The following is a 21,487-nucleotide window of genomic DNA, read 5'->3' on the forward strand; positions in this document are numbered from 1 at the left end:
TCTCATCATCGAAGCTCAATGACTGAGGACTTTTCGTGACCAGCAACCAAACTGAAGTGCTTCTGGAAGTGCATTCCTCTGCACTAGCCGGCATGGCTCATATGCCCCGCCACTTCGAGCGTTGGGCTGCACTAGCGGCAGATGAGTACCATCCCGATGCTGACCTAAGTGAAGAGTATTTCCGTGAACTTCTTGCGAGCGGACACGAAGCACTCGTCTCCCTTTGGAGTCGGCACCTCACCGCGTGGGACTTCGCCGAGGAATCGCAGTGGTCCGCTCATACTCAGGCCAGGACGGACGAACGGCGTACCGTCATCTATGGACGCCTCCGCTTTGGCAGCGACCTGTGCAAAGCCCTGGACGTTGCAGTGCCCGTGGCCAAGGTACCTGGCGCCACAGTGATCACCCGTGACTTCACGCCCTGGTACACACGGGAGCGCGCGGCCGCGCGCTCCTACTATTGGGAGTCCTATGAACAGAAGCTGCGCGACAAGGGCTGGTCAGACGCAGCGGTCGCCAGCCTTGACGAAGCCAGCCGCGCCGTCGTCGAGCGTTTGAACGACCCTGAGCAGCCGACCGCCCGACAGGCGAAGGGCTTGGTCGTCGGTTACGTGCAATCCGGCAAGACAGCCAACTTCACAGGCGTCGCAGCGAAGGCGCTCGATGCTGGCTACCGACTGGTCATCGTCCTTGGCGGCACCCTCAACCTGCTGCGCGCCCAGACGCAGCGCCGCCTGGACATGGAACTGATTGGCCAGGAAAACATCCTCCGGGGAGCTGATCCGTCGGACATCGACTCGCTCGTGGGGGTGGACTACGTGGGCGACGATGATGACTGGCCGCGGTTCGTACGGCACGGCGGCCGGCCGTCAGTGCTCGGAGCCTTCGACATTGAGCGTCTGACTACTCGCGACAACGACTACAAAAGTCTGGCCCAAGGCATCAGGGCCCTGGAGTTCGAGAAGCGCGACCCGACCCGCCCACTGTGCGATCCGGCGAACCTCCACCATGCTGCGGCCAGAGTACTCGTCGTCAAGAAGAACAAATCTGTACTGACGAAGCTCGTCAAGGACCTGAAGCAGATCCACGGCATCCTGGGTGAACTCCCAGCTCTCATTATCGACGACGAGTCGGACCAGGCTTCAGTCAATACAACGGACCCCAAGAAATGGGATCGCGGCAGCGTGGAGCGCACCGCCATCAACGGACTGATCTCACAACTCCTGAGCCTCCTGCCGCGGGCCCAGTACGTCGGATACACGGCGACTCCCTTCGCCAACGTGTTTGTCGACCCCGGAGATGCAGAGGACATCTTCCCCAGCGATTTCTTGATCTCCCTTCCTCGCCCAACCGGCTACATGGGGGTCCAGGAGTTCCACGACTTGAACTCCTCCGTGCCAGCGCATGAGCGTACGCACGCCAACTCCCAGGAGAAGGCTCACGTTCGCGGAATCTACGATTCGACCGGCGACCGCCTGCAAGAAGCGATGGACGCGTTTGTGCTGTCCGGTGCGCTGAAACTGTTCCGGGCGGATCACGGTGTACCCGACGGGCCCTTCCGCCACCACACAATGCTGGCTCATGCATCCGTACGAAAGGACGATCACGCGGATCTCGCCTTGCGCATCAACTCGATGTGGCATGAAGCGGGGTACAACTCAACAGCCGGGCATAACCGGCTTGCTGAGCTGTGGGCCGCAGATTTCGCTCCGGTGGCACATGCGCGTGCGGCAGAACTGCCAGCGCCCGACTCCTACGCACAACTTCGTCCGTACGTGAACCGTGCCCGGCAGCTGATCGGTTCCGGAGGACAGCCCGTCATCGTCGTCAACGGGGACACCGACCGCTACTTCGATCAGCTTGACCTGGACTTTGACCGGACGCCACACGTCTGGAAGATCCTGGTGGGCGGAACAAAGCTCTCTCGCGGCTTCACCGTGGAGGGCTTGACGGTCACCTACTACCGACGCACCACGCAGCAGGCGGACACGCTGATGCAGATGGGCCGGTGGTTCGGTTTCCGGCCGGGGTACCAGGACCTCGTACGCCTCTACATTGGACGCGAGGAGCCGTTCGGGCGGGACAGAACGGCTGATCTCTACGAAGCCTTCGAGGCGATCTGCCGGGATGAGGAGACATTCCGCGAACAGTTGGCCCAGTACGCCGTCATGGTCGACGGCGAGCCCCAAGTGACACCGATGCAAGTACCCCCACTGGTGGCACAGCACCTGCCGTGGGTGAGGCCGTCGGCGCGCAACAAGATGTTCAACGCCGAGCTCGTGGAGATAAGGTCGCCAGGCCGCCCGATCGAACCTGCGTCGTACCCCCTCAGCGGTGCGGCGTTGACGCGGAACACCGAGCGCTGGCGACCCGTACTGGCCAGGCTGGGAGCGGACTCCACCGTCTTCTCCAACCCCCCGGACGAGTCGAGCTCACTTGCCCGCAGCTTTGAAGCACTGACGGGCAGAATCTCGCACCAGGACCTCGTAGCCGTACTGGCGCAGTTGGAGTGGGAGCGCCCTGGCCACTTCGATCCCCACCTGATGTACCTGCGTCAGCTTGACGGGACCCTTGCCACAGTCAATGACTGGCTCCTAGTATCACCGCGCCTCACATCGAACCAACGGATCCAGGCCAGCGTCGCCGGCTCCGTCCCCCTGTCCCTCGTCCGACGGACCAGGCAGACAGGGAAGACATCATTCGGACGCATCGCCAGTGTTGAGCACCGAGCGGCTGCACAACGGCTGATCAATGTAGCCGCCGCACCTGAGAACGGCTCTCGCAAGGCAGACAGCGAGATCGGAAGGTCAACGGGTGTCGCACTGCTGTACCCAGTGATCGAGGGTGACAACCGCGTCGACGTCCTGAACGCTGTACGTGGCGGCGGGGCCGACCCGTCGAAGGTGGTGCTGGCCTTTACTCTCATTCCCCCGGTGTCGGCTGTCGACGCAGACCGCCGCCTGGTCCGGTTCCGCGCACGTGACTCCCGGCACGGGGATGACGCTACTATCCCAGTCGCTGCATCATAGGGGGACGTAATGCTGCCTTTTGACATCCGCGCTGCACAGAACATCACAGTTTCTGCGGAACTGGAGAACGACACCGAGCTGCACCGGGTACACGCGGCGCTGATCCGTATGGATCCCGCAGGGGAGCGGTTCGCTGCGGTGCTTCGGAACACTATTGATCAGTTACTCAATGGTGAAGTGACAGGGCGCTATGACTGGAAGACCCTCTATAAGACCGAACGCACTCACGCCGGCACACTGGTTGAAATCAACCTGCAACGCGAGTTCATTTTTGACGACGGCGCAGTGATGGACTACCGCATCGACGGCATCGAGGTGGATTGCAAGTACTCCCAAAAATTTGGCGGATGGATGATCCCCCCGGAATCCATGGGACATCTATGCCTTCTCGTCTGGGCTGACGACTATTCCAGCTGCTGGAGCGCTGGCCTCTTTCGCGTGCGGAGCGACTGGCTGAATAGGGGCACCAACCGTGATGCCAAGCTGACCTTGAAGGCCGCATACCGGGAAGATAAGGTGCGCTGGATTTGGCGTAACGCGCCACTTCCCGAGAACGTACTGCTGCATATGAGCCCGCAGGACCGGGATGCGGTCTTCGCCTTGACATCGGGCCAGCAGCGCCTGAACGAACTGTTCCGCCGCGTACAGGGCCGCCCCATAGCCCGGAACGTCGTGAGGACCGTAGCCCAGCAGAAGGACTACATGAAGAGGGTGCGCGGAAACGGTGGCTCCAGGTCAGCGCTGAAGCCGGAAGGCATTCTGATCATGGGTGACTACGACAGTCACCGTGATGTCGCGCGGCAACTCCGGCTTCAACCGCCTCGTGAAGGCGAGTTCATCAGCCAGCGCGTCGCCAGGCGGCAGCATCGGCATGGCGATGCTCCGTGCGCGGTGCTCGACGGACAGGCCTGGGTCAAAGCCACTGCCGAAGACGATCCCGATGAGGCACCGTCACTACCCTCACATAAACGTTAGCGAAGACAGCACTCATGAGCGCATCCTTTGCAACCCAGGTTCTGGGCTGGCGAAAGCTCAAGAACTCCGAGAAGTTCGTACCCAACAGCGCCGACAGCGACAGCCGCGTATCGACGGAACTAGCACGCATAATTCTCGAAAAGCTCGGAGTTCCCCACAACCAGATTATCGAAGGCGCCCCAGATAATATGGGACCAGAGTTGGAAAGGAAGGTGAAAGACAATTTGTCAGAGTCACTTAACCTAGCCGACCCTTCTCGCCTGTGGCACGTCGAGCGCCATCAGAAGATCTCCGGGTTCCTCCAGTATGCCCACCTGGGAAAAGTGAAAGAGATCGTGGAGGAATATCCTGTTCTCAGTGCCGATCTAGGCGTTGACTACCTGATCGACCCTGATGTGACAATCGGCGTCGAGCAGTCAGCAGACAGTTTTTCTGTGGGTCACCCGTTCCTTCATGCCGCAGTTTCATGTAAGTGGACGATCCGTTCGGACCGGGTACAAAACGTCCGGCACGAGTTCCTCCAGATGATCCGGCACCGCCGCGGGCGGCTGCCTCACTTGGTAACGGTGACCGCCGAGCCGGTCCCCTCCAGGATCGCTGCGATCGCCAGGGGTACCGGAGAAGTGGACGCCGTTTACCACGTAGCCTTCCATGCATTGCAGGAGGCTGTGGATGCCGTAGGCAGCACTCAACAACGGCGAGACCTGGGAGAGTGCATCTCGCAAGGACGTCTGCGTCCGTACGAAGATCTCGTTCCTACTCTGATTACTTGGTGAGAGTCAGGCTCCTATGAGTACGCCCTCTGACCCCCCGCCCGAGAACAGCAGCGACTGGTCGCCGCCAGAGGGATCATGGGCATCATCCGCGGCACGCCGCCGGAACATGCAAGCGATCCGGAGCCGGGACACCAAACCGGAGCGACTCATCCGCAGGCTTGTACATGCGCGAGGTTTGCGCTACAGAGTCGCTGCGAAGCCTCTGCCAGACCTTCGCCGGACCGCTGACATGGTGTTCCGGCCGGTGAAGGTGGCCGTTTTCATCGACGGCTGTTACTGGCACGGTTGCCCAGAGCACTATGTACCGCCGAAGACAAACGCCGGGTACTGGTCCGGCAAGGTAGCCCGCAACATGGCCCGCGACCGGGACACCGACCAGCGCCTCAGAGAGGCAGGCTGGACGGTGCTCCGGTTCTGGGAACACGAGCCATCAGAGGATTGTGCGGAGCGAATCACTGCGGAGGTCGAGGTGCGCCGACGGCACCCAGGAGTGAGCACGTCAGGAAACTGACCTGCCGCTCTCCTGATCACGCTCACGGGCCGCCCTGAGGACGTCGATGATGGACTTGCCTACTGCTGCGGCCACTGGCGGCGGGAATGCGTTGCCAACCTGCCGGTACTGCGCCGTCTTCTGGCCTGCAAAGTCCCATTCTGGTGGAAAACCCTGAATTATGGCGGCTTGCCGGACTGTGAGCATGGGCCCGTCTGCACCGAAGAGGTCACGGTCCTCCGACTTCTTCACGGCGCATGCCTCGATGTCATTGGCTACACCCATGCCCGAGATACCGAGCTGCTTCCAGGCGGCCTTGGCGCGGCTGGGCCCGAGGTCTGCGCCACCATGCTTCTTGGAACCACCGACCAAGGTGGGCGCGATACCGCCGCCCTTGCCTTTCAGCTCAGCATCCCGCTCGCGCGCCTTGGTGATCCAGCGCTCATAACTCCTGCGCGCCCGCTCTGCATGCGGTCCCTCGAAGTAGCGCTCGTAGCGTTCCTTCATAGACGCTTCGAGGCGTTCGGCGACACTGACGGGCTCTTCGTGCGTGGGCGTGGGCCACTCGTACTTGAGGTCCGCGAGCACGTCGTCCCTGAAGGCGACCAAGATGGCCCGGGGCCGCAGCTGCGGCACACCGAAATCGCTGGCGTCCAGCACGTCCCACCGGCAGACGGTGTACCCGAGGCCCTCTTCACGCAGAACCTGTCCATCATCTGCGCGGTAGGTGCCCCCCTCCAGTCTGGCCTTGATCCAGTCTCGGTAGTCCGAGAACTTCGGGTCCATGATTCCCCGTACGTTCTCGATCATCACGGCCCGGGGCCTCAAAGTGTCAACCAGCTCCAGCATGCGAGGGAAGAGGTCTCGCTCGTCAGCTTTGCCCAGTTGCTTGCCGGCATGCGAGAACGGAGGGCAGGGGACTCCGCCCGCCAGAAGATCCAACTCACTCGATCTGAGGAGCTCCGCACCCTTTTTCATGTCCCGGAACGGGTCGAAATCCTTGACGTCACCTTCCAGGACATCGCAGCGCTCCCTCTCCCAGGCCCATACCTCATGGCCCTCAATGTTGAGTCTGAGCGTTTCAGCCGCGTGCTGGTCGATCTCTACCAAGGCCAGGTGGCCGAAACCTGCCTGATGCAGCCCGATAGCCTGACCACCTGCGCCAGCGCAGATTTCAATTGACGTGAACGTGGGCTCCCTGCGGGCACCGGTTTCCGTCGACTCACTTGTGCGGGTCATGCCCCCTCCTTACAGCCGTACAGCGGCAGACACATTGCGCAATCCACCATCACTGAGGGTGACAGACCCCACTGACAACGAGACCTCACCAGTGTGCAACACGCCCCGCGGTTCACTGACCGCACCCTCTGACGCACCGAACACCCATACGATATTGCCTATGCGGATCCCTGCGTGGACTGAGGACGAACTTGTGCTGGCCGGAGCCCTGGTCGTGAAGAACGGCTGGCGAGAGCTCCGCACCCACGACCGGGCGGTCCATGAGCTGTCGGAACTGCTTCGGTCGCTGCCGCTCCATGAGCCGGATGCCCTGGCCCTGCCAGGGTTCCGGTCGCCGGACAGCGTTAGCCGGAAGACATCGGACTTCGCGACGAACCACGTGTCGTACGCCGGTAAGGCCACGAGGTGCGGTAAGCCCACCTTGCTCATGATCGAGGCGTTCACCCAGCGGGAGGCTGAGATGCTGCAAGCCGCGCGGGCTATCGAGGAAGGCATCGGTTCTGGGGAACTGCAGCTCATTCCCCGACAGCCTGACGAAGTCGATGACACGGGAAGTACGGCTGTCGAAGGTCGTCTGCTGGTACGCCGCGCACTCGTCCGTGAGCGCGACCCGAAGCTTCGCGCGCTGAAGATCAAGCGAGTCCAGCGAGGTGGACGCCCGCTGAGCTGCGAAGTGTGCGGCTTCGACTTCTTCCGCGTCTACGGCAGCCTGGGCCAGGACTACATTGAGATTCACCACGTCACGCCCCTTCACGTGTCGGGCAGCAGAGAGACCCGGCTGGAGGATCTTGCGTGCCTCTGCGCCAACTGTCACCGGATGTGCCACCGGAACGCTCCTGGTGAATCCTGGCGCACTCCTGAGGCCCTGCGAGAGCTGATGCGCGTTTCCGCTGCGGGCCTGCAGTAAGCCGCCGAGATCAGGCAGCACTCGCTGGCCTGCGTCACGACGAGACGCTGGGCAGACGCGCCTCGTACCGCATCTGCGCCCGGTCCAGCACGTCGTCCGCGTCCCGCCCGCGGGCCCCTAGCCAGTGGAGGAGGTCGGTGATGACCGAGATCGCCGCCTCCTCCGCCTGGGCGGCTCCCAGTCTTCCGCTGCGGAGGCGGCCGGGCACGGGCGTCGGGTCGTAGAGGTCGATGACTGTCTCCGCCCTGGTCCGCCCCGTCTCCGTCCCCGGCGCCGACGCCGGCCACGGGACGTACTCCGTCACCGCATCGGGCACCGTCGCGATCTCGCACCACGTGACTTTCCGGTCGGCGTGGAGGTGGACGCCCCAGCGGTCGGTGAGCGCGGATACGAGGGCCATGCCGCGGCCACCCTCCGACTCGGTGTCCGCCGCGACGAGGGTCGGCAGCGCCCGGGGGTCGGGGTCGTGGACCTCGATGCGCAGGTACGCGCCGTTCATGAGCAGCGCCAGCGTCGTCGGTGTGCCGGTGCCCACGTGGCCGATGACATTGGCCACCAGTTCGCTGACGCAGAGCTGGACGTCGTCCGCGTGCTTCGGAAGCCCCCACTCGTCGAGGCGCGCCCGCACCCCGCGTCGCAGCCCCGACACCTCCTCCTCCGAGGCGACGAACTTCCGGACCCACGGGGTCCGCACCATGCACGTCTCTGGAATCACTGCGACCTCCGTCGCTCACGGGTCCGCACCGACGACCGGCTCCGGCGAGGAGCCCGCGTCGGTCGTCCTTCTCCGCCGCCAGAATGGCGTCCGCGAATCCCGATCTGCAATGTGCACGGAGAGAATCCCACTATCGGGTGACTGGTGGACGCCGGGTCCGCCAAGGAGACTGGAGGCCTTATCGCGCGAGGGAGTTGCAGTGGCGGGATCACCGACGGCACGCCGCCGTCGTCTCTCCATCGAGCTGAAGAAGCTCCGGGAGACGAACGGCTCGACCTGCGCCCAGGTCGGGGCCGCCCTGGACTGGAGCGGGTCCAAGGTCAACCGCATGGAGACCGGCAGCGGACGGGTTCAACCCTCCGACATCGACGCGTTGTGTCGGTTCTACGAGACCAGCGACGAGTTGAGGGAGTTCCTCAAGACGCTGGCTCGACAGGCCAAGACGCGTGGGTGGTGGCAGGTTCACGGTTCCGGTGTGCCCGAGTGGTTCTCCATCTACATCGGACTCGAACAGGACGCCTCGACAGTGCGGCAGCATCAGTGCGAGCTGGTGCCCGGCCTCATGCAGACCGAGGCCTACGCGCGCGAACTGCACACGTGCGGCAAGTACATGTCGCCCGAGGACATCGAACGTGCCGTACGCGTGCGACTGGAACGCCAGACCATGCTCACCAGAGCAGGCGGCCCGGACTGCTGGTTCGTCCTCAGCGAGGCAGCCCTGCGACGAGTCGTGGGAGACCGGCCGTTGATGCGGGCCCAGCTGGAGTACCTTCTGGACGTCGTGGAGCATCCCGGCGTGACGCTGCAAGTGCTCACCTTCGACGCCGGCACGAGTCCGGCCGTCGGCCCGTTCACCATACTCGGCTTCCCGGACCCCGAGGATCTCGATGTCGTGTACCGGGACGGCATCACCGACGCGATGTACCTGGAGGGTGAGCCGCATGTCCGCGAGTACACACACGCCTTTGATCAACTGAGGGCGGCGGCCCTGAGTCCTCGACGGACCGTCGAGTTCGTCAAGAAGGTAGTCAAGGAGTACGCACAATGAGCAACACGTGCCTCGTCGGTGCCGAGTCGCCGGATTCATGGATCAGGTCGTCTTACAGCAACGGCGCGGGAGGCGAATGCGTGGAGTGCGCTCGCGCCGGTGATCGCGTGCTTCTGCGTGACACGAAGGTCGGTGATGCACTCGTCGCGCGTGTAGGAGCATCGGCGTGGCGCTCCTTCGTGCACGCGGTGCGGCAGAGCCCCGATGCGGAGATCGCGTGAGCCCTGCAAGGGACAGGGAGCTGTAGGACACTGCACGTAGGGCATGGAAGGACCAAGGAGTAGATGATCATGAGCGCCCAGCACGCCGAGTCGGTCACCCCCGGACCCTTGCCTCTCAAGACTCTCGGCGACATAAGAGCCGCTCTGCGCTCCGGGCACGGGTTTCCGGGGGACCGTGAGTCCTTCGAGGCCGACCTGCAGCGTGCGTTGGAGGCGTCCTCGGAGACGGACCTGAAGGCGGTCGCCGACGTGATCGTCGATTACCGGGGCAGGATTCGGCTGTACCAAGACCCTGACTTCGACATCGCCGTCCAAGAGGGCATCGACCTAGCGGCCCGGCTCAAGCAGGAGGCTCGCGGCACGTGAGCGGCGTCATCGCGGCCGTCACGGAACGGGCCGCCCAACGGGTGAAGGAACTCGGCGCGGAGCAAGCGCTGGAGATGCTGCGGCAGGAGCTGGAGCTGGTTCCGAGGCTGGGTGTGCTGCTCGGCCCGCCGCGTCCGGACGGCATAGAGGTACGGAAGACACGGATCGAGCCCAGAGGCGATGTGCCGGGCCTGGCGATGGCCTACGTGTACACCCCGGCGCCCCCGCCCCCAACGGTGGCGATCATCTCCGCGACGCCGGACGACGGCGTACCCGGGTAGGCAGATCCACGGGAACGGGCGAGTCGGCGGAGCAGTGTGTCTGACATCATCCGCGGATGACTGCCGAAGCCGCGCGGCCTGGCCGCATGAAGCACGTCCTGTTCGACGTCGACGGCACCTTGATCGACGCGGTGAGCAACCAGCGGCGGGTCTGGGGAATCTGGGCGGAGCGGTACGGGCTGGACGCGGACGAGGTCTACCGGGTGGCTCTGCGGACGAGGCCGTCGGAGACGTTCGCTCGGGTCGCCGCGGGCCGGGATCCTGACGAGTGTCTGGCCGCGCTGCACGAGCTGGAGGACGAGGACGTACGATCCGGCGTCTACTCGGCCTTCGACGGCGCGGCCGAGCTGCTGCGGGGCCTGCCCGCTGAGCGCTGGGCGCTGGTGACGTCGAACTACGAGCATCGGGTGCGCGGTCGGTTCCTGCGGACGGGGCTGCCGGTGCCGGACGTGATCGTGGACGCGGCCGCGGTCGCGGAGGGCAAGCCCTCGCCCGTTCCGTATCTGCGAGCCGCCGAGAAACTGGGCGTCGGGCCGGAAGACTGCCTGGTCGTCGAGGATGCCCCGGCCGGCGTACGGTCCGGGCTGCGCGCCGGGATGACGGTCTGGGGAGTGAACGCCGCGACCGCGGTGGCAGGTGTTCACCGGCACTTCGTCAGCCTGCGCGAGGCGGTCCCGCACATCCTGGCCTTCGCGGCCGGGCCTCGCGGGGACGCCGCGCCCTGAGTGGTCCGTCGTCACCGGGTGAGCCGCAGGTCGATCCAGGGGACCGTCTCCCCCGGCAGCACGTAACGCTCCGTCTCGACGAACCCGTGTCGCTCGGCGAAGCGCAGGCCGGTCAGGTTCGTGGACAGTACGACCGTTTCTATGGTCTCCGCGCCCAGTTCGCGGGCGCGGGCCAGGCCGTGGACGTACAGCTCCTCGCCGTAGCCGCGGCCACGGTGGGCCGGGAGAACCCGGGCGATCACCGTGGCCGTGTCCGTGCCGTCCGTCGGTGGGCGCACCGTGCTGCTGCCCACCAGGACGTCATCGGCGTAGGCCACCGACAGGTGGTGGCGGCCCGCGCGGTCCCGTACGTCCTCCGCGGACAGGAGGTGGGTCGGGATGATCTCGTTGTGGACGTGTCGCCAGTCCGCGAGCGCGCCGGCGTCGGTCGGCCGCCGAATGTGAAGTCGAGACATCGCAGTAGGAGAACCCGGCGCCGCCCGGCGGTCAACCCGTTCACCGCGGCGTGATCGCGATCCCCTCCGGCTGGCGGCCCGTCGGCAGTGTCGTGCGGACCGTCGTCGTCGCCGCGTCGATGACCGAGACCGTGTCGGAGGCCTCGTTGGTGACCCAGACGCGGCCGCCGCCGGGGCTCACCGCCACGCCCTGCGGGGTGTGGCCGACGGGGACGCGGGCGAGGACTTCACCGGTCGCGGTGTCGATGACGAGGAGTTCGTCGGTGGCGGAGTCGGCGGCGTAGAGGCGGTCGCCGTCGGGGCTCACCGCCAGGCCGAGGGGGGCCTCGCCGACCGGCCAGGTCGCCGTCACCTCCACGGTCGCCGTGTCGATGACGGAGATCGTGCCGTCGCCGGTGTTGGCGACGTAGACCGTGTCGCCGCCGGCCGTGCTGGTGATGCCGCTGGGGAACGAGCCGACGGGGACCGTGGCGGCCACGGTGTTGTCGGGGGCCAGGACCGTGACCTCGCCGGCGCCGCTGTTCGTCACGAAGGCGCGGCCGTCGGGGATGGTGGTGATGCTGTGCGGCAGCGCGCCGACCGGCGTCGTCGCGACGACCGTACGGCTCTCCGCGTCGATGACCGTCACCGTGTCGCCGCCCCAGTCGGCGGTCAGGACGCGGGCTCCGTCGCGGCTGGGCATCGCGGCGAAGGGGTAGTCGCCGACCGGCACGGTCGCCACGACCGTGTGGCCGGTGGTCTCGATGAAGGAGACGGTGTCGGAGAGGCCGTTGGCCACGTAGACGTGGGTGCCGTCGGGGGCCGCGCCCACGCCGGTGGGGCCGTCGCCGACCTGGGTGGTGGTGATGGGGCGTTCCAGCGGGACGTCGTAGGAGGAGGCGTCGTCCGAGCCGCTGTTCGCCACGTACGCGATGAGCCGTGTCGGGTAGTCGCGGCCGCCGGCCGGGGGCGGCGGGTCGTCCGAGGCGGACGGCGCCGGGCCGGTGGCCGCGGCGCAGACCAGGGCCGCGGCCGTCGCGGCCAGTCCGGTGAGGGCACGTCTTCGGTGGGGGTGCGGGGAGCACCGGCGGGGCGGTACGGGCACGGGTTACTCCAAGGGCATGGGGCGGCGGGGCGGGCGGTGAGGCGGGCGGTGGGGAAACCGTACGCGTACATGTCTGGACAAACGTCCAGAGACTGGCACTTTGCTCGAATGCCCGCAGAAGTCTTCTTTTCGCACGGTACGGGGCACAGTGCGCCCCGTCACGCCCCATCACGCCCCATCACGCCCCACCGGCCTCCGGTGTCACAACCGCTTCTCGTGGTGTGGGGGAAGAGTTCGCCCGCCGCACCCCTCCCGTTAGCCGCGCCTGGCTACCTTCGCGGCCACGCCCGGTCCGGCACAGGAGAGGTACGTCCATGAGTACTCCGGTCCATCACGCTCCGGAACGGCAGTCATCGGTCGTGACGACCGTGGCGCGGCAGCGTCGGGAGCAGGGGCTGGACGGGAGTTCGTCCGCCACCTCGACGGAGCGCGCCCTCCTCCAGATGCAGGCCAGTGCGGGCAACCGGGCCGCGACCGTGGCGGTGCAGCGCGTCCGGGGTACGGCCCTGGCGACCATCCCCGAGGAGCGGGAGGAGACGTCCCGGCCCGGTACTCCGGATTCCTTCCACACCGCCTGGTCGGGCTCCACGCAGTCCTTCGAGACGGCCCAGGGGGGCGAGTCCGTACGGGAAGACGAGTCCGTACGGGACGAAGGGTCCGTCCGGGACGGAGAGGAAGAAGAGGAGATCCGGGCGGTCACCGACTCCAGGGCTACGGACGAGCTTCTCAAGCGGGCCACCGAACTGCTGGACCGGATCAAGAAGGACCTCGACCCGGTCGACAACATGTCCAAGGGCGCCCAGGCTCCCACCAGCGCCGGCCTCGGGCAGGCGGCCACCGCCTCGGGGGACACCGCCCTGAAGCACGACGCCGCCATCTCGGGCACCTCCGGCGCGTCCTGGAACCTCTTGACGGAGCTCACCGGCGCCGTGGTCAACGGCCTGGACACGCTCAGGAACCTGCGGGCGTCCCGGAAGAAGACGAGCGGGGCCGGGCACCACACGGCGCGGAAGAAGGTCAAGGTCAAGGGCGGCGACACGGCCGTCGGTGTCGCCAGTACGGGCGGCTACGGCGCCTCCGTCGCCAAGGACGGGGTCAAGCTCGCGGGGGCGGCGGACACCGTGACCGCCGCCGAGGTGAGCGGCATCTTCGGTGCCGTCACCGGTCTGTGGAAGGGCGCCCGCGCCGCGATGCGGGTCGGGTCGGCGGCCCGCAAGCACCACAGGATCAAGTCCCTCGGGGAGGCCGGCGCCACCCACGGCGAGATGCTCACCCGGCTGGCGGGCGAGGCGGACGCCGCGTGGCAGCAGGTCGACGAACGGCACGCGGAACTGCAAGCCGTCGTGGAGGCCAACCGGGGCCGCCGCCCCGGCCTGTGGTACCAGACCGCCCTCGCGGTCACCGACCGCCTCGACGCGGCGTACGCCGCTGCCGCGCGCGCCCGAGCCACCCACCAGCGCGCCGAGCAGGACGTCGAGATGCTGGGCACGGTGCAGGGCTACGCGAAGAAGAAGCAGCTCTTCAGGGGCGGCAAGGAGGTGCTGAACGCGGTGGGCGAGCCCGCCAAGGCCGCGGGCGGCATCGTCGTGGCGGTCACCGCGGCGGGCGCGCTGGGAAGCAACCCGGCCGGCTGGATCACCGCCGCGGTCGGCGCCGGACTGATCGCCGTCGGCGCCGGGTACAAGGGGGCCCGCGCGGGCTACAAGCGCTTCCAGGAGGCCCACCACCCCGAGCGTTACACGCCGGAGGGCGAGGAAGACGTGGCGCCCAAGAGCGTCGGAGAGTCGCTGAAGCACTCCCTGAAGGTCTGGAAGAAGGTGTCGAGGGGCGAGCGCCAGCTGATGGCGCACAGAATCTACAACCTGGCCTCCGGCGCCGGCACGACGCCGGAGGTCCAGGTCTCCGCACGGGAGCTGCTCGTCGCGCTCAAGGCGGGCCCGGAACAGCACAAGCTGGACCCGACGGCGTGGGCGGCGACCCTCGTCGACCCGGACCGCAAGGCCGACTGGATCAAGGAGATCACGGAGCAGCTGGCCTCCGGGTGATCCGCCCTGGAGTCCGGGAGTCCGGGAGGCCGGGAGGCCGGGAGGCCGGCCGCTCCGCGTCGTGTGACCGTCCGTCAGCCGAACATGCCCGGCTCGTAGGAGCCGGCCGGCTGGCGGACGATCACGTTGAAGCGGTTGTAGAGGTTGATGACGGCGATCAGGGAGACCAGCGCGGCGAGTTGGTCCTCGTCGTAGTGCTTGGCGGCGGCCGCCCACGCCTCGTCGGTGACACCGCCCGCCGCGTCGGCGATACGGGTGCCCTGCTCGGCCAGTTCCAGGGCGGCGCGTTCGGCGTCGGTGAAGACGGTGGCCTCGCGCCAGGTGGCGATCAGGTTGAGGCGGAGCTGGGTCTCGCCGGCCGCCGTGGCCTCCTTGGTGTGCATGTCGGCGCAGAAGCCGCAGCCGTTGATCTGGCTGGCGCGGATCTTCACCAGTTCCTGGGTGGCGGCCGGCAGGGCCGAGTCCGTGAGGACCTTGCCCGCCGTGTTGATGTGTCCGAAGAGCTTCCTGGTCACGGCGTTGCCGAACAGGTCGAGTCGGGCTTCCATCGCGGTTTCCTCCGGGTCGTCGGGTGCCGGTACGTACCGGCGGGTGCCGGCGCGTACACCGCCATGACGGAGGGGGCGGGCGGTGTGTGACAGCGCGGCGGACGTACGGGGTGTGGGCCGCGTCACACCTGGCGGTCGAGGAGGCGGAGCAGGGCCGCCGTCGACTCGGCCGGGCGCTCGTCCAGCAGCCAGTGGCCCGCGTCGTCCAGCATCGTCAGCTCGGCGTGCGGGACGCGGGCGGCCAACTCGGTGGCGATCTCGGGGTGGAGGTAGGTGTCCCGGCGGCCCCAGACGACCGCGGTCGGACACTCCACGAGGCCGAGGTGGCGGCGGATCTCGGGGCGGGGCGCGGGGCGGTAGTCCGCGAAGAAGTGCAGCAGCCTGCGGCGGCCCTCGGGGGTGTCCATCCAGTCGACGTACGTGGCGAGGGTCGCGGCGTCGAGGTGGCCCGCGCGGACCAGCGGCATCAGGAAGTGGCGGTGGAGGGCGGCGAAGGGGAAGGAGCGGGCCAGGGCGCGCAGTACGGGAATCCGTCCGGTGACCGTCAGGGCGGTGAAGACGAGGTACCAGCGCGTGACGAAGGACGACTGGGCACGGCTGTTGAGGATCGCGAGGCGCCGCACGCGCGCGGGGTGGGCCTCGGCGAAACCGAGGGCGAGGAAGCCGCCGTAGTCGTGTCCGAAGAGGTTGACGGAGTCGATGCCCAGGGCATCGAGGAGGCGGCCCACGCGGGCGACCTCGGTGACGTAGTCGAAGCGCAGGCGCGGGGGGTGGTCGGAGGCGCCCCAGCCGAGGAGGTCGGGGGCGATGACGCGGTGGGTGCGGGCCAGCGGTGTGATCTGGTGGCGCCAGGAGTGGTGGTTGGCCGGGTAACCGTGCAGGAGGAGGACGGGTTCGGCGTCGGGCGGGCCCGCTTGCCAGTAGGCCACGCGGGCGCCGTCCACCGTCGCGGTCCGGGGGGTGTGCGTGTCCCCTGTCTCCGTCGCGCTGCCGGGTTCCTGCGGGGACATGCGGTCTCCTCGTCGTCGTACGGTCGCGGGCTCGCCCGGAGGTGCAACGACGCGGGGACGTTCCGCACACGCCGTCATGGACCCGTTCGGGTGAACCGGCGGCCGAAAGGCAGCGCGGGGGTCCGTACGGGTCTTGTACGGGTCTGTACGGGTCTCGTACGGGTTTCGTACGGGTGGCGGGAGGCGTCGGAGGACTGTGCGGGCGGTGCGGTGTGGCGCGGGCGGGGGTGGTCGCCCCCGGTGGTCCGGCCGTGCTGGGCCGGGATTAGCCTCGGTCGCATCAGGCCGGTCGGTCGGTGGCGGGAGTCCCGCCGGGCGATCGCGGACCGGCCCGTTCGAGAGCAGCAGGAGGCAGTGATGGCCCGGGTTCCGAGCGCGGCGGTGGCCGCGGCAGGTCTCGTCGGCGGGTACGGGGTGGCCCGCTGGACCAAGAAGCGCCAGCTGGGCGGCGCGGTGCTCGCCGTCGCCGGGGCCGCGGCGGCGACGCAGTGGCGGCAGCGGGCCGGCGGGAAGGCGGCGGGGGCGCTCACCGCCGCGTACGTCGCGGCGTTCGCCGGGTCCCATCCGCTGGCCAAGAAGGTCGGCGCGTGGCCGTCGGTCTTCGGTGTCGCGGGCGCGGTGGCGCTGGCGTCGTGGGCGGTGGCGGACCGCCGGGGCTGAGGGGGCCGTGCATGCCGGGGGCGGGGTGGTGCGCATGCCGGGGGCCTGTGGGCCGTGCGTTCGGTGGGCGGGGTGCGTCCGGTGGGGTGCGTGCGGGTTTCGTTGTGGCTTGTCGCGCAGTTCCCCGCGCCCCTACGGGGCGCTGCCGGGTCGGCGCGCTCCGTCGCGTAGGGCGCTGTCGTAGCGGCGCGGGGTGGTGCGCATGCCGGGTGCGTGCGGGTTTCGTCGTGGCTTGTCGCGCAGTTCCCCGCGCCCCTACCGGGCGCTGTCGGGTCGGGCGCTACGGGGTTTCCTTCTGTGATGACAGTGGTTCCGCGATGTCCTCCAGGGAGCGCTGTTCCGCCCGTACCGCGAGGAACGCCGCCACGATGCCCGCCGCGCACATCAGGCCCGCGCCGATCTGGAAGGCGAGGACCGTGTCGCCGACGACGCCGGACTCCGTGAGGTCGGCGAAGAGCAGCGGGCCGCTGATGCCGCCGGCCGCCGTGCCGAGGGCGTAGAAGAAGGCGATGGCCATCGCGCGGGTCTCCATGGGGAACACCTCGGAGACGGTCAGGTACGCGCTGGACGCGCCCGCGGAGGCGAAGAACAGGACGACGCACCAGCACGCCGTCATCGTCGTCGCGGTCAGCGAGCCCCGGTCGAACAGCCACGCCGTGCCGAAGAGCAGCACGCCCGAGAGAAGGTAGGTCGACGAGATCATGATCCGGCGGCCCACCGTGTCGAAGAGCCTGCCCAGCAGCAGCGGGCCGAGGAAGTTGCCGGCGGCGATGACGGCGAAGTAGTAGCCGGTGTGGCCGGTCGGCACGTCGAAGAACGTGATCAGGATCGTGCCGAAGCCGAAGGTGATCGCGTTGTAGAGGAACGCCTGGCCGATGAAGAGGGAGAGGCCGAGGACCGCGCGGCGCGGGTACTTGCCGAAGACGGTCTTCGCGATCAGGCCGAAGCCGATGCTCTTGCGCTGGTGGATGGTGATCTCACCGGCGGGCGGCGGCAGCGCCCGGCCCTTCTCCTCCTCGATCTCCCGTTCGACGGAGTCGACCAGCCGGTCCGCCTCGTCGCCGTAGCCGTGGATGAACTGCCAGCGGGGGCTCTCCGGGACGTGCCGGCGGACGAGCAGGATGACCAGGCCGAGGACGACACCGAGGGCGAAGCTGAGCCGCCAGCCGAGTTCCTTGGGGAAGATGTCGGTGTTCAGCATGACGATGGACAGCAGGGAGCCGCCGATCGCGCCGAGCCAGTAGCTGCCGTTGATGATGAGGTCGACCCGGCCGCGGTACTTGGACGGGATCAGCTCGTCGATCGCGGAGTTGATGGCCGCGTACTCGCCGCCGATGCCGAAGCCGGTGAGGAACCGGAAGAGGAAGAACCACCAGGACTCGAAGGACAGGGCGGTGAGTGCCGTCGCCGCGAGGTAGACGACCAGGGTCGCCATGAACAGCCTCTTGCGGCCGTAGCGGTCGGTCAGCCAGCCGAAGAAGAGCGCACCGGCGCAGGCACCCGCCACATAAAGCGCGGCGGCGAGGCCGGTGATCTGCGCGGCGCTGATGTCCAGGCCGCTGCCGTCCTCGGCGATGCGCCCGGCGACGTTGCCGACGATCGTGACTTCCAGGCCGTCCAGGATCCAGACGGTGCCCAGGCCGATCACGATCATCCAGTGCCAGCGGGACCAGGGCAGCCGGTCCAGTCGGGCGGGGACGGCCGTGGTGACGGTTCCGGTGGAGGCGGGCACCGGGGCCGGCGACGAGTCTGCTGTCATGGGCTGCCTCTCCGACGAGGTTCCCGTCGGGCGGGCGCCCGGCGAACGCCTCCCTTGTGCCCTGGACCGGGGGGAACACGCCCGACGGAGGAGGAGCCGGAGGCTATGCCCCCAGCATGCGGGAGACCGTGTAGATCAGCAGCCCGGCGAGCGAGCCGACGACCGTGCCGTTGATCCGGATGAACTGCAGGTCCCGGCCGATGTTCGCCTCGATCTTCTTCGTCGTGTGCTCGGCGTCCCAGCCCGCCACCGTGTCGGTGATCAGCGAGGTGATCTCGCGCCGGTAGGTGGTGACGACGTAGACCGCGGCGCCCTCCACCCAGCGGTCGACCTTGCCCTGGACCCTGGTGTCGGAGGCCATCCGCGCGCCCAGCGACAGCAGCGAGGCGCGGACCCGCAGGCGCAGTTCGCTGCGCTCGTCCTCGGCCGCCGAGACGATCATGGACCGTACGGCCGTCCAGGCGGAGGCGATGAGGTCCTGGACCTCGCCGCGGCCCAGCACCTCCGACTTCAGCCGCTCCACCCGGGCCCGGGTCTCGGTGTCGGACTGCAGGTCGGAGGCGAAGTCGGAGAGGAAGCGGTCGAGGGCGCCGCGCGCGGGGTGCGCCGGCATGTCCCGCATCTCGGTGACGAAGCGCAGCAGTTCCTTGTAGACGCGCTCGCCGACCCGCTTGTCGACGAACCGGGGCGTCCAGCCGGGCGCCCCGCCCTGCACCGCGTCCATCACGGAGTCGCCGTGCAGGACGAGCCAGTCGTGGGCGCGGGTGACGATCAGGTCGACGGCCCTGCGGTGACCGCCGTCGGCGACGACCTTCTCCAGCATCTTGCCGACGCCCGGGGCGATCTCCTGGGCGTCGGCGCGGCGGGTGATGGCCTCGCCGACGACCGCCTGGACGTCGGAGTCGCGCAGCACGGTCAGGGCGCCGCGCAGCGCGGCGGACAGCTCGGCGGTGACGCGGTCGGCGTGCTCGGGGACGGCGAGCCAGGCGCCGAGCCGGGAGCCGATGCCGACGGCGCGCAGCCGCTGCCGTACGACGTCCTCGGAGAGGAAGTTCTCGCCGACGAACTCGCCCAGGGAGACGCCGAGCTGGTCCTTCTTCTTGGGGATGATCGCGGTGTGCGGGATGGGCAGGCCGAGCGGGTGGCGGAAGAGGGCGGTGACCGCGAACCAGTCGGCCAGCGCGCCGACCATGCCGGCCTCGGCGGCGGCGGAGACGTAGCCCGCCCAGGCGTCGGCGCCGCGGTGGGCGGCCCACTCGGCGAGGACGTAGACCACGGCGACGAAGAGCAGCAGGCCGGTGGCGGTGAGCTTCATGCGGCGCACGCCGCGCCGCTTCTCCTCGTCCGCCGGGCTGAAGGCGTTCATCGCGCGGTTCACGGCGGGGCCGGGACGGGCAGCCTGTTCCTGACCCGCGCCGGCGCCGATTCCGCCCCCTGCCTCACCCGTGCCACCCGGAAGCTCCGTGTTCGTCCGTTCCATCTGCTCCACCCGTCCGGTGATCCCTCACACATTGTCCCTTCCTGACCGACTCCTGGAACGGAACACAAGTTCCCGGCGTCTGTCCGAAAGGGGTGGTACCGCGGAGTCCCGCTCGCTCCCCCACGCCCATGACGCATCATGGGATGGTCGGACCGGAGCATCGACGCTCCCCTCTCCCGAGGAGAACAGCACCACATGACCCACGGTCATGACGGGGGTACGGGGGCACCCCCCACCGAGCGCGCCCCTGGGCCCGAGCACGCCCCCGGGCCCGAACGCGTCCCTGGTCCAGCGCGCGCCCCTCGGCAGCGCGCCCTGCTCGCCGCCGTCGTGGCGGCGGTCCTGGCCCTGTCCACCGCCATATACGTCGGCGTGGCCGCCGACGACGGAACCGTCGACCGCGCGGCGCGCGGCGGCGGCCACGCCCCGCCGGGCGCCGCCGCACCCGCCTCCACCGGCACGTGGGTCGGCGCCTGGTCCGCCTCCCCCGCCGCCGCGGAGCCGGGCACCCGGGCCGCCGGCCTGGCCGGCCGCTCGGTGCGCAACGTCGTCCACGCGGGCGTCGGAGGTACGAGTGCCCGCATCACGCTGTCCAATCTCTACGGCGCCACCCCGCTGACGGTCAGCCACGCCACGATCGCCCTGTCCGACGGCACGGGCACCGCCGCGGCGGCCGCCGGCACCATGCGCCGGCTCACCTTCTCCGGCAACACGCGCGTCGTCGTCCCGGCCGGCGCGCAGATCATCAGCGACGCCGTACGCCTCACCGTGCCCTACGGCTCCGACGTCCTCGTCACCACGTACTCCCCGACCGCCTCCGGACCAGTCACCTACCACCCGCACGCCCGGCAGACCAGCTACCTCGCCCCCGGCGACCTCACCGAGGACACCACCGGCCGCCTCGCCGGGGGCACCGCCGGCGGCGCCTGGACCGAGACGCCGTACTGGCGCTACCTGAGCGCCCTGGACCTGCTCAGCAACGAGGCCGAGGGCACCGTCGTGGTGCTCGGCGACTCCATCACCGACGGCGCGACCTCCACGGCGGACACCAACCGCCGCTGGACCGACGTCCTCGGCACGCGGCTGCGCACGGCGGTGGCGGACGGCCGGGACGTGCCGCGCTACAGCGTCGTCAACCAGGGCATCAGCGGCAACCGCGTCCTCACCGACGGCACCGGCAGCCCCGCCGACAACCCCAGCGGGCTCACCCGGTTCCCCCGGGACGTCCTCGGCCGGACCAACGTCAGGGCCGTCGTCGTCGACCTCGGCGTCAACGACATCCTGCGCACCCCCGGCACCGTCGACGCCGGTTCCGTCCTCGCCGGCCTGCGCTCCCTCGTCGACCAGGCCCACGCCCGGGGAGTGCGGGTGACCGGCGCGACGCTGATGCCGTTCGGCGGCCACCGCGGCTACAGCGACTCGCGCGAGGCCGTACGGCAGGAGATCAACGCCGAGATCCGCGCCGGGCGGGTCTTCGACGCGGTCGCCGACTTCGACAAGGCGCTGCGCGACCCGTACGACCCGCGCCGACTGCGCGCCGACTACGACTGCGGGGACCATCTGCACCCCAGCGACCGCGGGTACGCGCGGATGGCCGCCGCCTTCGACCTGGACGACCTCAAGGGCGCGGCCCCCGCCCAGCTCTGAGCCGGCGCACCGAGGCGGACGGCGCTC

General features: G+C 68.5%; 21 protein-coding genes. 13 read left to right on the forward strand and 8 right to left on the reverse strand.

Annotated features, from left to right (window positions below):
• Nucleotides 1–92: 92 nt before the first annotated feature.
• Genes UW392_RS50745 through UW392_RS50760 form a run of 4 tightly spaced genes read left to right on the forward strand, consistent with a single transcriptional unit; the run spans nt 93 to nt 5,291 of the window.
• Nucleotides 93–3,029, forward strand: a complete 2,937-nt coding sequence (locus UW392_RS50745; RefSeq protein ID WP_320782321.1) for a Z1 domain-containing protein — start codon at nt 93–95, stop codon at nt 3,027–3,029.
• A gap of 9 nt (nt 3,030–3,038) precedes the next feature.
• Nucleotides 3,039–4,004, forward strand: a complete 966-nt coding sequence (locus UW392_RS50750) for a NaeI family type II restriction endonuclease (protein ID WP_320782203.1) — start codon at nt 3,039–3,041, stop codon at nt 4,002–4,004.
• A gap of 14 nt (nt 4,005–4,018) precedes the next feature.
• Nucleotides 4,019–4,780, forward strand: a complete 762-nt coding sequence (locus UW392_RS50755) for an NgoMIV family type II restriction endonuclease (RefSeq protein ID WP_320782204.1) — start codon at nt 4,019–4,021, stop codon at nt 4,778–4,780.
• Between the two features lie 13 nt (nt 4,781–4,793).
• The gene (locus UW392_RS50760) at nt 4,794–5,291 is read left to right on the forward strand and encodes a very short patch repair endonuclease (protein ID WP_320782205.1); all 498 of its coding nucleotides are present in this window, start codon (nt 4,794–4,796) and stop codon (nt 5,289–5,291) included.
• Here UW392_RS50760 and UW392_RS50765 read toward each other — a convergent pair.
• Entirely contained in the window at nt 5,280–6,509 is a 1,230-nt protein-coding gene (locus UW392_RS50765) for a DNA (cytosine-5-)-methyltransferase (RefSeq protein ID WP_320782206.1), read from the reverse strand. The genes UW392_RS50760 and UW392_RS50765 overlap by 12 nt on opposite strands.
• A 160-nt stretch (nt 6,510–6,669) precedes the next feature.
• Between UW392_RS50765 and UW392_RS50770 the strand changes: the two genes are divergently transcribed.
• Nucleotides 6,670–7,416, forward strand: coding sequence for an HNH endonuclease (locus tag UW392_RS50770; protein WP_320782207.1), 747 nt, complete (start codon nt 6,670–6,672; stop codon nt 7,414–7,416).
• A gap of 34 nt (nt 7,417–7,450) precedes the next feature.
• Here UW392_RS50770 and UW392_RS50775 read toward each other — a convergent pair whose 3' ends face one another.
• A complete protein-coding gene (locus tag UW392_RS50775; RefSeq protein ID WP_320782208.1) occupies nt 7,451–8,131 on the reverse strand; it encodes an ATP-binding protein in 681 nt (226 codons plus the stop codon).
• 199 nt (nt 8,132–8,330) lie between these two features.
• Between UW392_RS50775 and UW392_RS50780 the strand changes: the two genes are divergently transcribed.
• From UW392_RS50780 to UW392_RS50800, 5 genes are all read left to right on the forward strand, one after another.
• Nucleotides 8,331–9,179 (forward strand): helix-turn-helix transcriptional regulator, encoded by an 849-nt coding sequence (locus tag UW392_RS50780; RefSeq protein ID WP_320782209.1) that lies wholly within the window; start codon nt 8,331–8,333, stop codon nt 9,177–9,179.
• A complete protein-coding gene (locus UW392_RS50785) occupies nt 9,176–9,400 on the forward strand; it encodes a DUF397 domain-containing protein (protein ID WP_320782210.1) in 225 nt (74 codons plus the stop codon). The genes UW392_RS50780 and UW392_RS50785 overlap by 4 nt, the downstream gene beginning before the upstream one ends.
• 69 nt (nt 9,401–9,469) lie before the next feature.
• On the forward strand, nt 9,470–9,766 hold the full coding sequence (locus tag UW392_RS50790; protein ID WP_320782211.1) for a DUF6247 family protein: 297 nt from the start codon (nt 9,470–9,472) through the stop codon (nt 9,764–9,766).
• A complete protein-coding gene (locus UW392_RS50795; RefSeq protein ID WP_320782212.1) occupies nt 9,763–10,047 on the forward strand; it encodes a hypothetical protein in 285 nt (94 codons plus the stop codon). The genes UW392_RS50790 and UW392_RS50795 overlap by 4 nt, the downstream gene beginning before the upstream one ends.
• A gap of 56 nt (nt 10,048–10,103) precedes the next feature.
• Nucleotides 10,104–10,772 carry an HAD-IA family hydrolase gene (locus tag UW392_RS50800; protein WP_320782213.1) on the forward strand — a complete coding sequence of 223 codons (669 nt, stop codon included), beginning with the start codon at nt 10,104–10,106 and terminating at the stop codon, nt 10,770–10,772.
• Between the two features lie 11 nt (nt 10,773–10,783).
• Here the strand turns inward: UW392_RS50800 and UW392_RS50805 are convergent, their stop codons facing one another.
• Together UW392_RS50805 and UW392_RS50810 are read right to left on the reverse strand one after the other, a co-directional pair.
• A complete protein-coding gene (locus UW392_RS50805) occupies nt 10,784–11,227 on the reverse strand; it encodes a GNAT family N-acetyltransferase (RefSeq protein WP_320782214.1) in 444 nt (147 codons plus the stop codon).
• Between the two features lie 40 nt (nt 11,228–11,267).
• Complete coding sequence (locus UW392_RS50810) at nt 11,268–12,311, reverse strand: beta-propeller fold lactonase family protein (protein WP_320782215.1); 1,044 nt, start codon at nt 12,309–12,311, stop codon at nt 11,268–11,270.
• Nucleotides 12,312–12,625: 314 nt separating this feature from the next.
• Here UW392_RS50810 and UW392_RS50815 point away from each other — a divergent pair, with 314 nt between their 5' ends.
• Nucleotides 12,626–14,356, forward strand: coding sequence for a hypothetical protein (locus UW392_RS50815; RefSeq protein ID WP_320782216.1), 1,731 nt, complete (start codon nt 12,626–12,628; stop codon nt 14,354–14,356).
• A 74-nt stretch (nt 14,357–14,430) separates the two neighbouring features.
• Here UW392_RS50815 and UW392_RS50820 read toward each other — a convergent pair whose 3' ends face one another.
• Both UW392_RS50820 and UW392_RS50825 read right to left on the reverse strand, forming a co-directional pair.
• Nucleotides 14,431–14,904 carry a carboxymuconolactone decarboxylase family protein gene (locus UW392_RS50820; RefSeq protein WP_320782217.1) on the reverse strand — a complete coding sequence of 158 codons (474 nt, stop codon included), beginning with the start codon at nt 14,902–14,904 and terminating at the stop codon, nt 14,431–14,433.
• Nucleotides 14,905–15,026: 122 nt separating this feature from the next.
• On the reverse strand, nt 15,027–15,914 hold the full coding sequence (locus UW392_RS50825) for an alpha/beta fold hydrolase (RefSeq protein ID WP_320782218.1): 888 nt from the start codon (nt 15,912–15,914) through the stop codon (nt 15,027–15,029).
• A gap of 357 nt (nt 15,915–16,271) precedes the next feature.
• Here UW392_RS50825 and UW392_RS50830 point away from each other — a divergent pair, with 357 nt between their 5' ends.
• Nucleotides 16,272–16,574 carry a hypothetical protein gene (locus UW392_RS50830; RefSeq protein WP_320782219.1) on the forward strand — a complete coding sequence of 101 codons (303 nt, stop codon included), beginning with the start codon at nt 16,272–16,274 and terminating at the stop codon, nt 16,572–16,574.
• Nucleotides 16,575–16,854: 280 nt separating this feature from the next.
• Here UW392_RS50830 and UW392_RS50835 read toward each other — a convergent pair whose 3' ends face one another.
• Together UW392_RS50835 and UW392_RS50840 are read right to left on the reverse strand one after the other, a co-directional pair.
• Complete coding sequence (locus UW392_RS50835; protein WP_320782220.1) at nt 16,855–18,333, reverse strand: MFS transporter; 1,479 nt, start codon at nt 18,331–18,333, stop codon at nt 16,855–16,857.
• A gap of 103 nt (nt 18,334–18,436) precedes the next feature.
• Nucleotides 18,437–19,813: a DUF445 domain-containing protein gene (locus tag UW392_RS50840; RefSeq protein WP_320782221.1), complete on the reverse strand. Its 1,377-nt coding sequence runs from the start codon at nt 19,811–19,813 to the stop codon at nt 18,437–18,439.
• A 195-nt stretch (nt 19,814–20,008) separates the two neighbouring features.
• Here UW392_RS50840 and UW392_RS50845 point away from each other — a divergent pair, with 195 nt between their 5' ends.
• Nucleotides 20,009–21,460 (forward strand): SGNH/GDSL hydrolase family protein, encoded by a 1,452-nt coding sequence (locus UW392_RS50845; protein WP_320782222.1) that lies wholly within the window; start codon nt 20,009–20,011, stop codon nt 21,458–21,460.
• Nucleotides 21,461–21,487: the final 27 nt, after the last annotated feature.

Source organism: Streptomyces sp. CRN 30 (assembly GCF_034105845.1).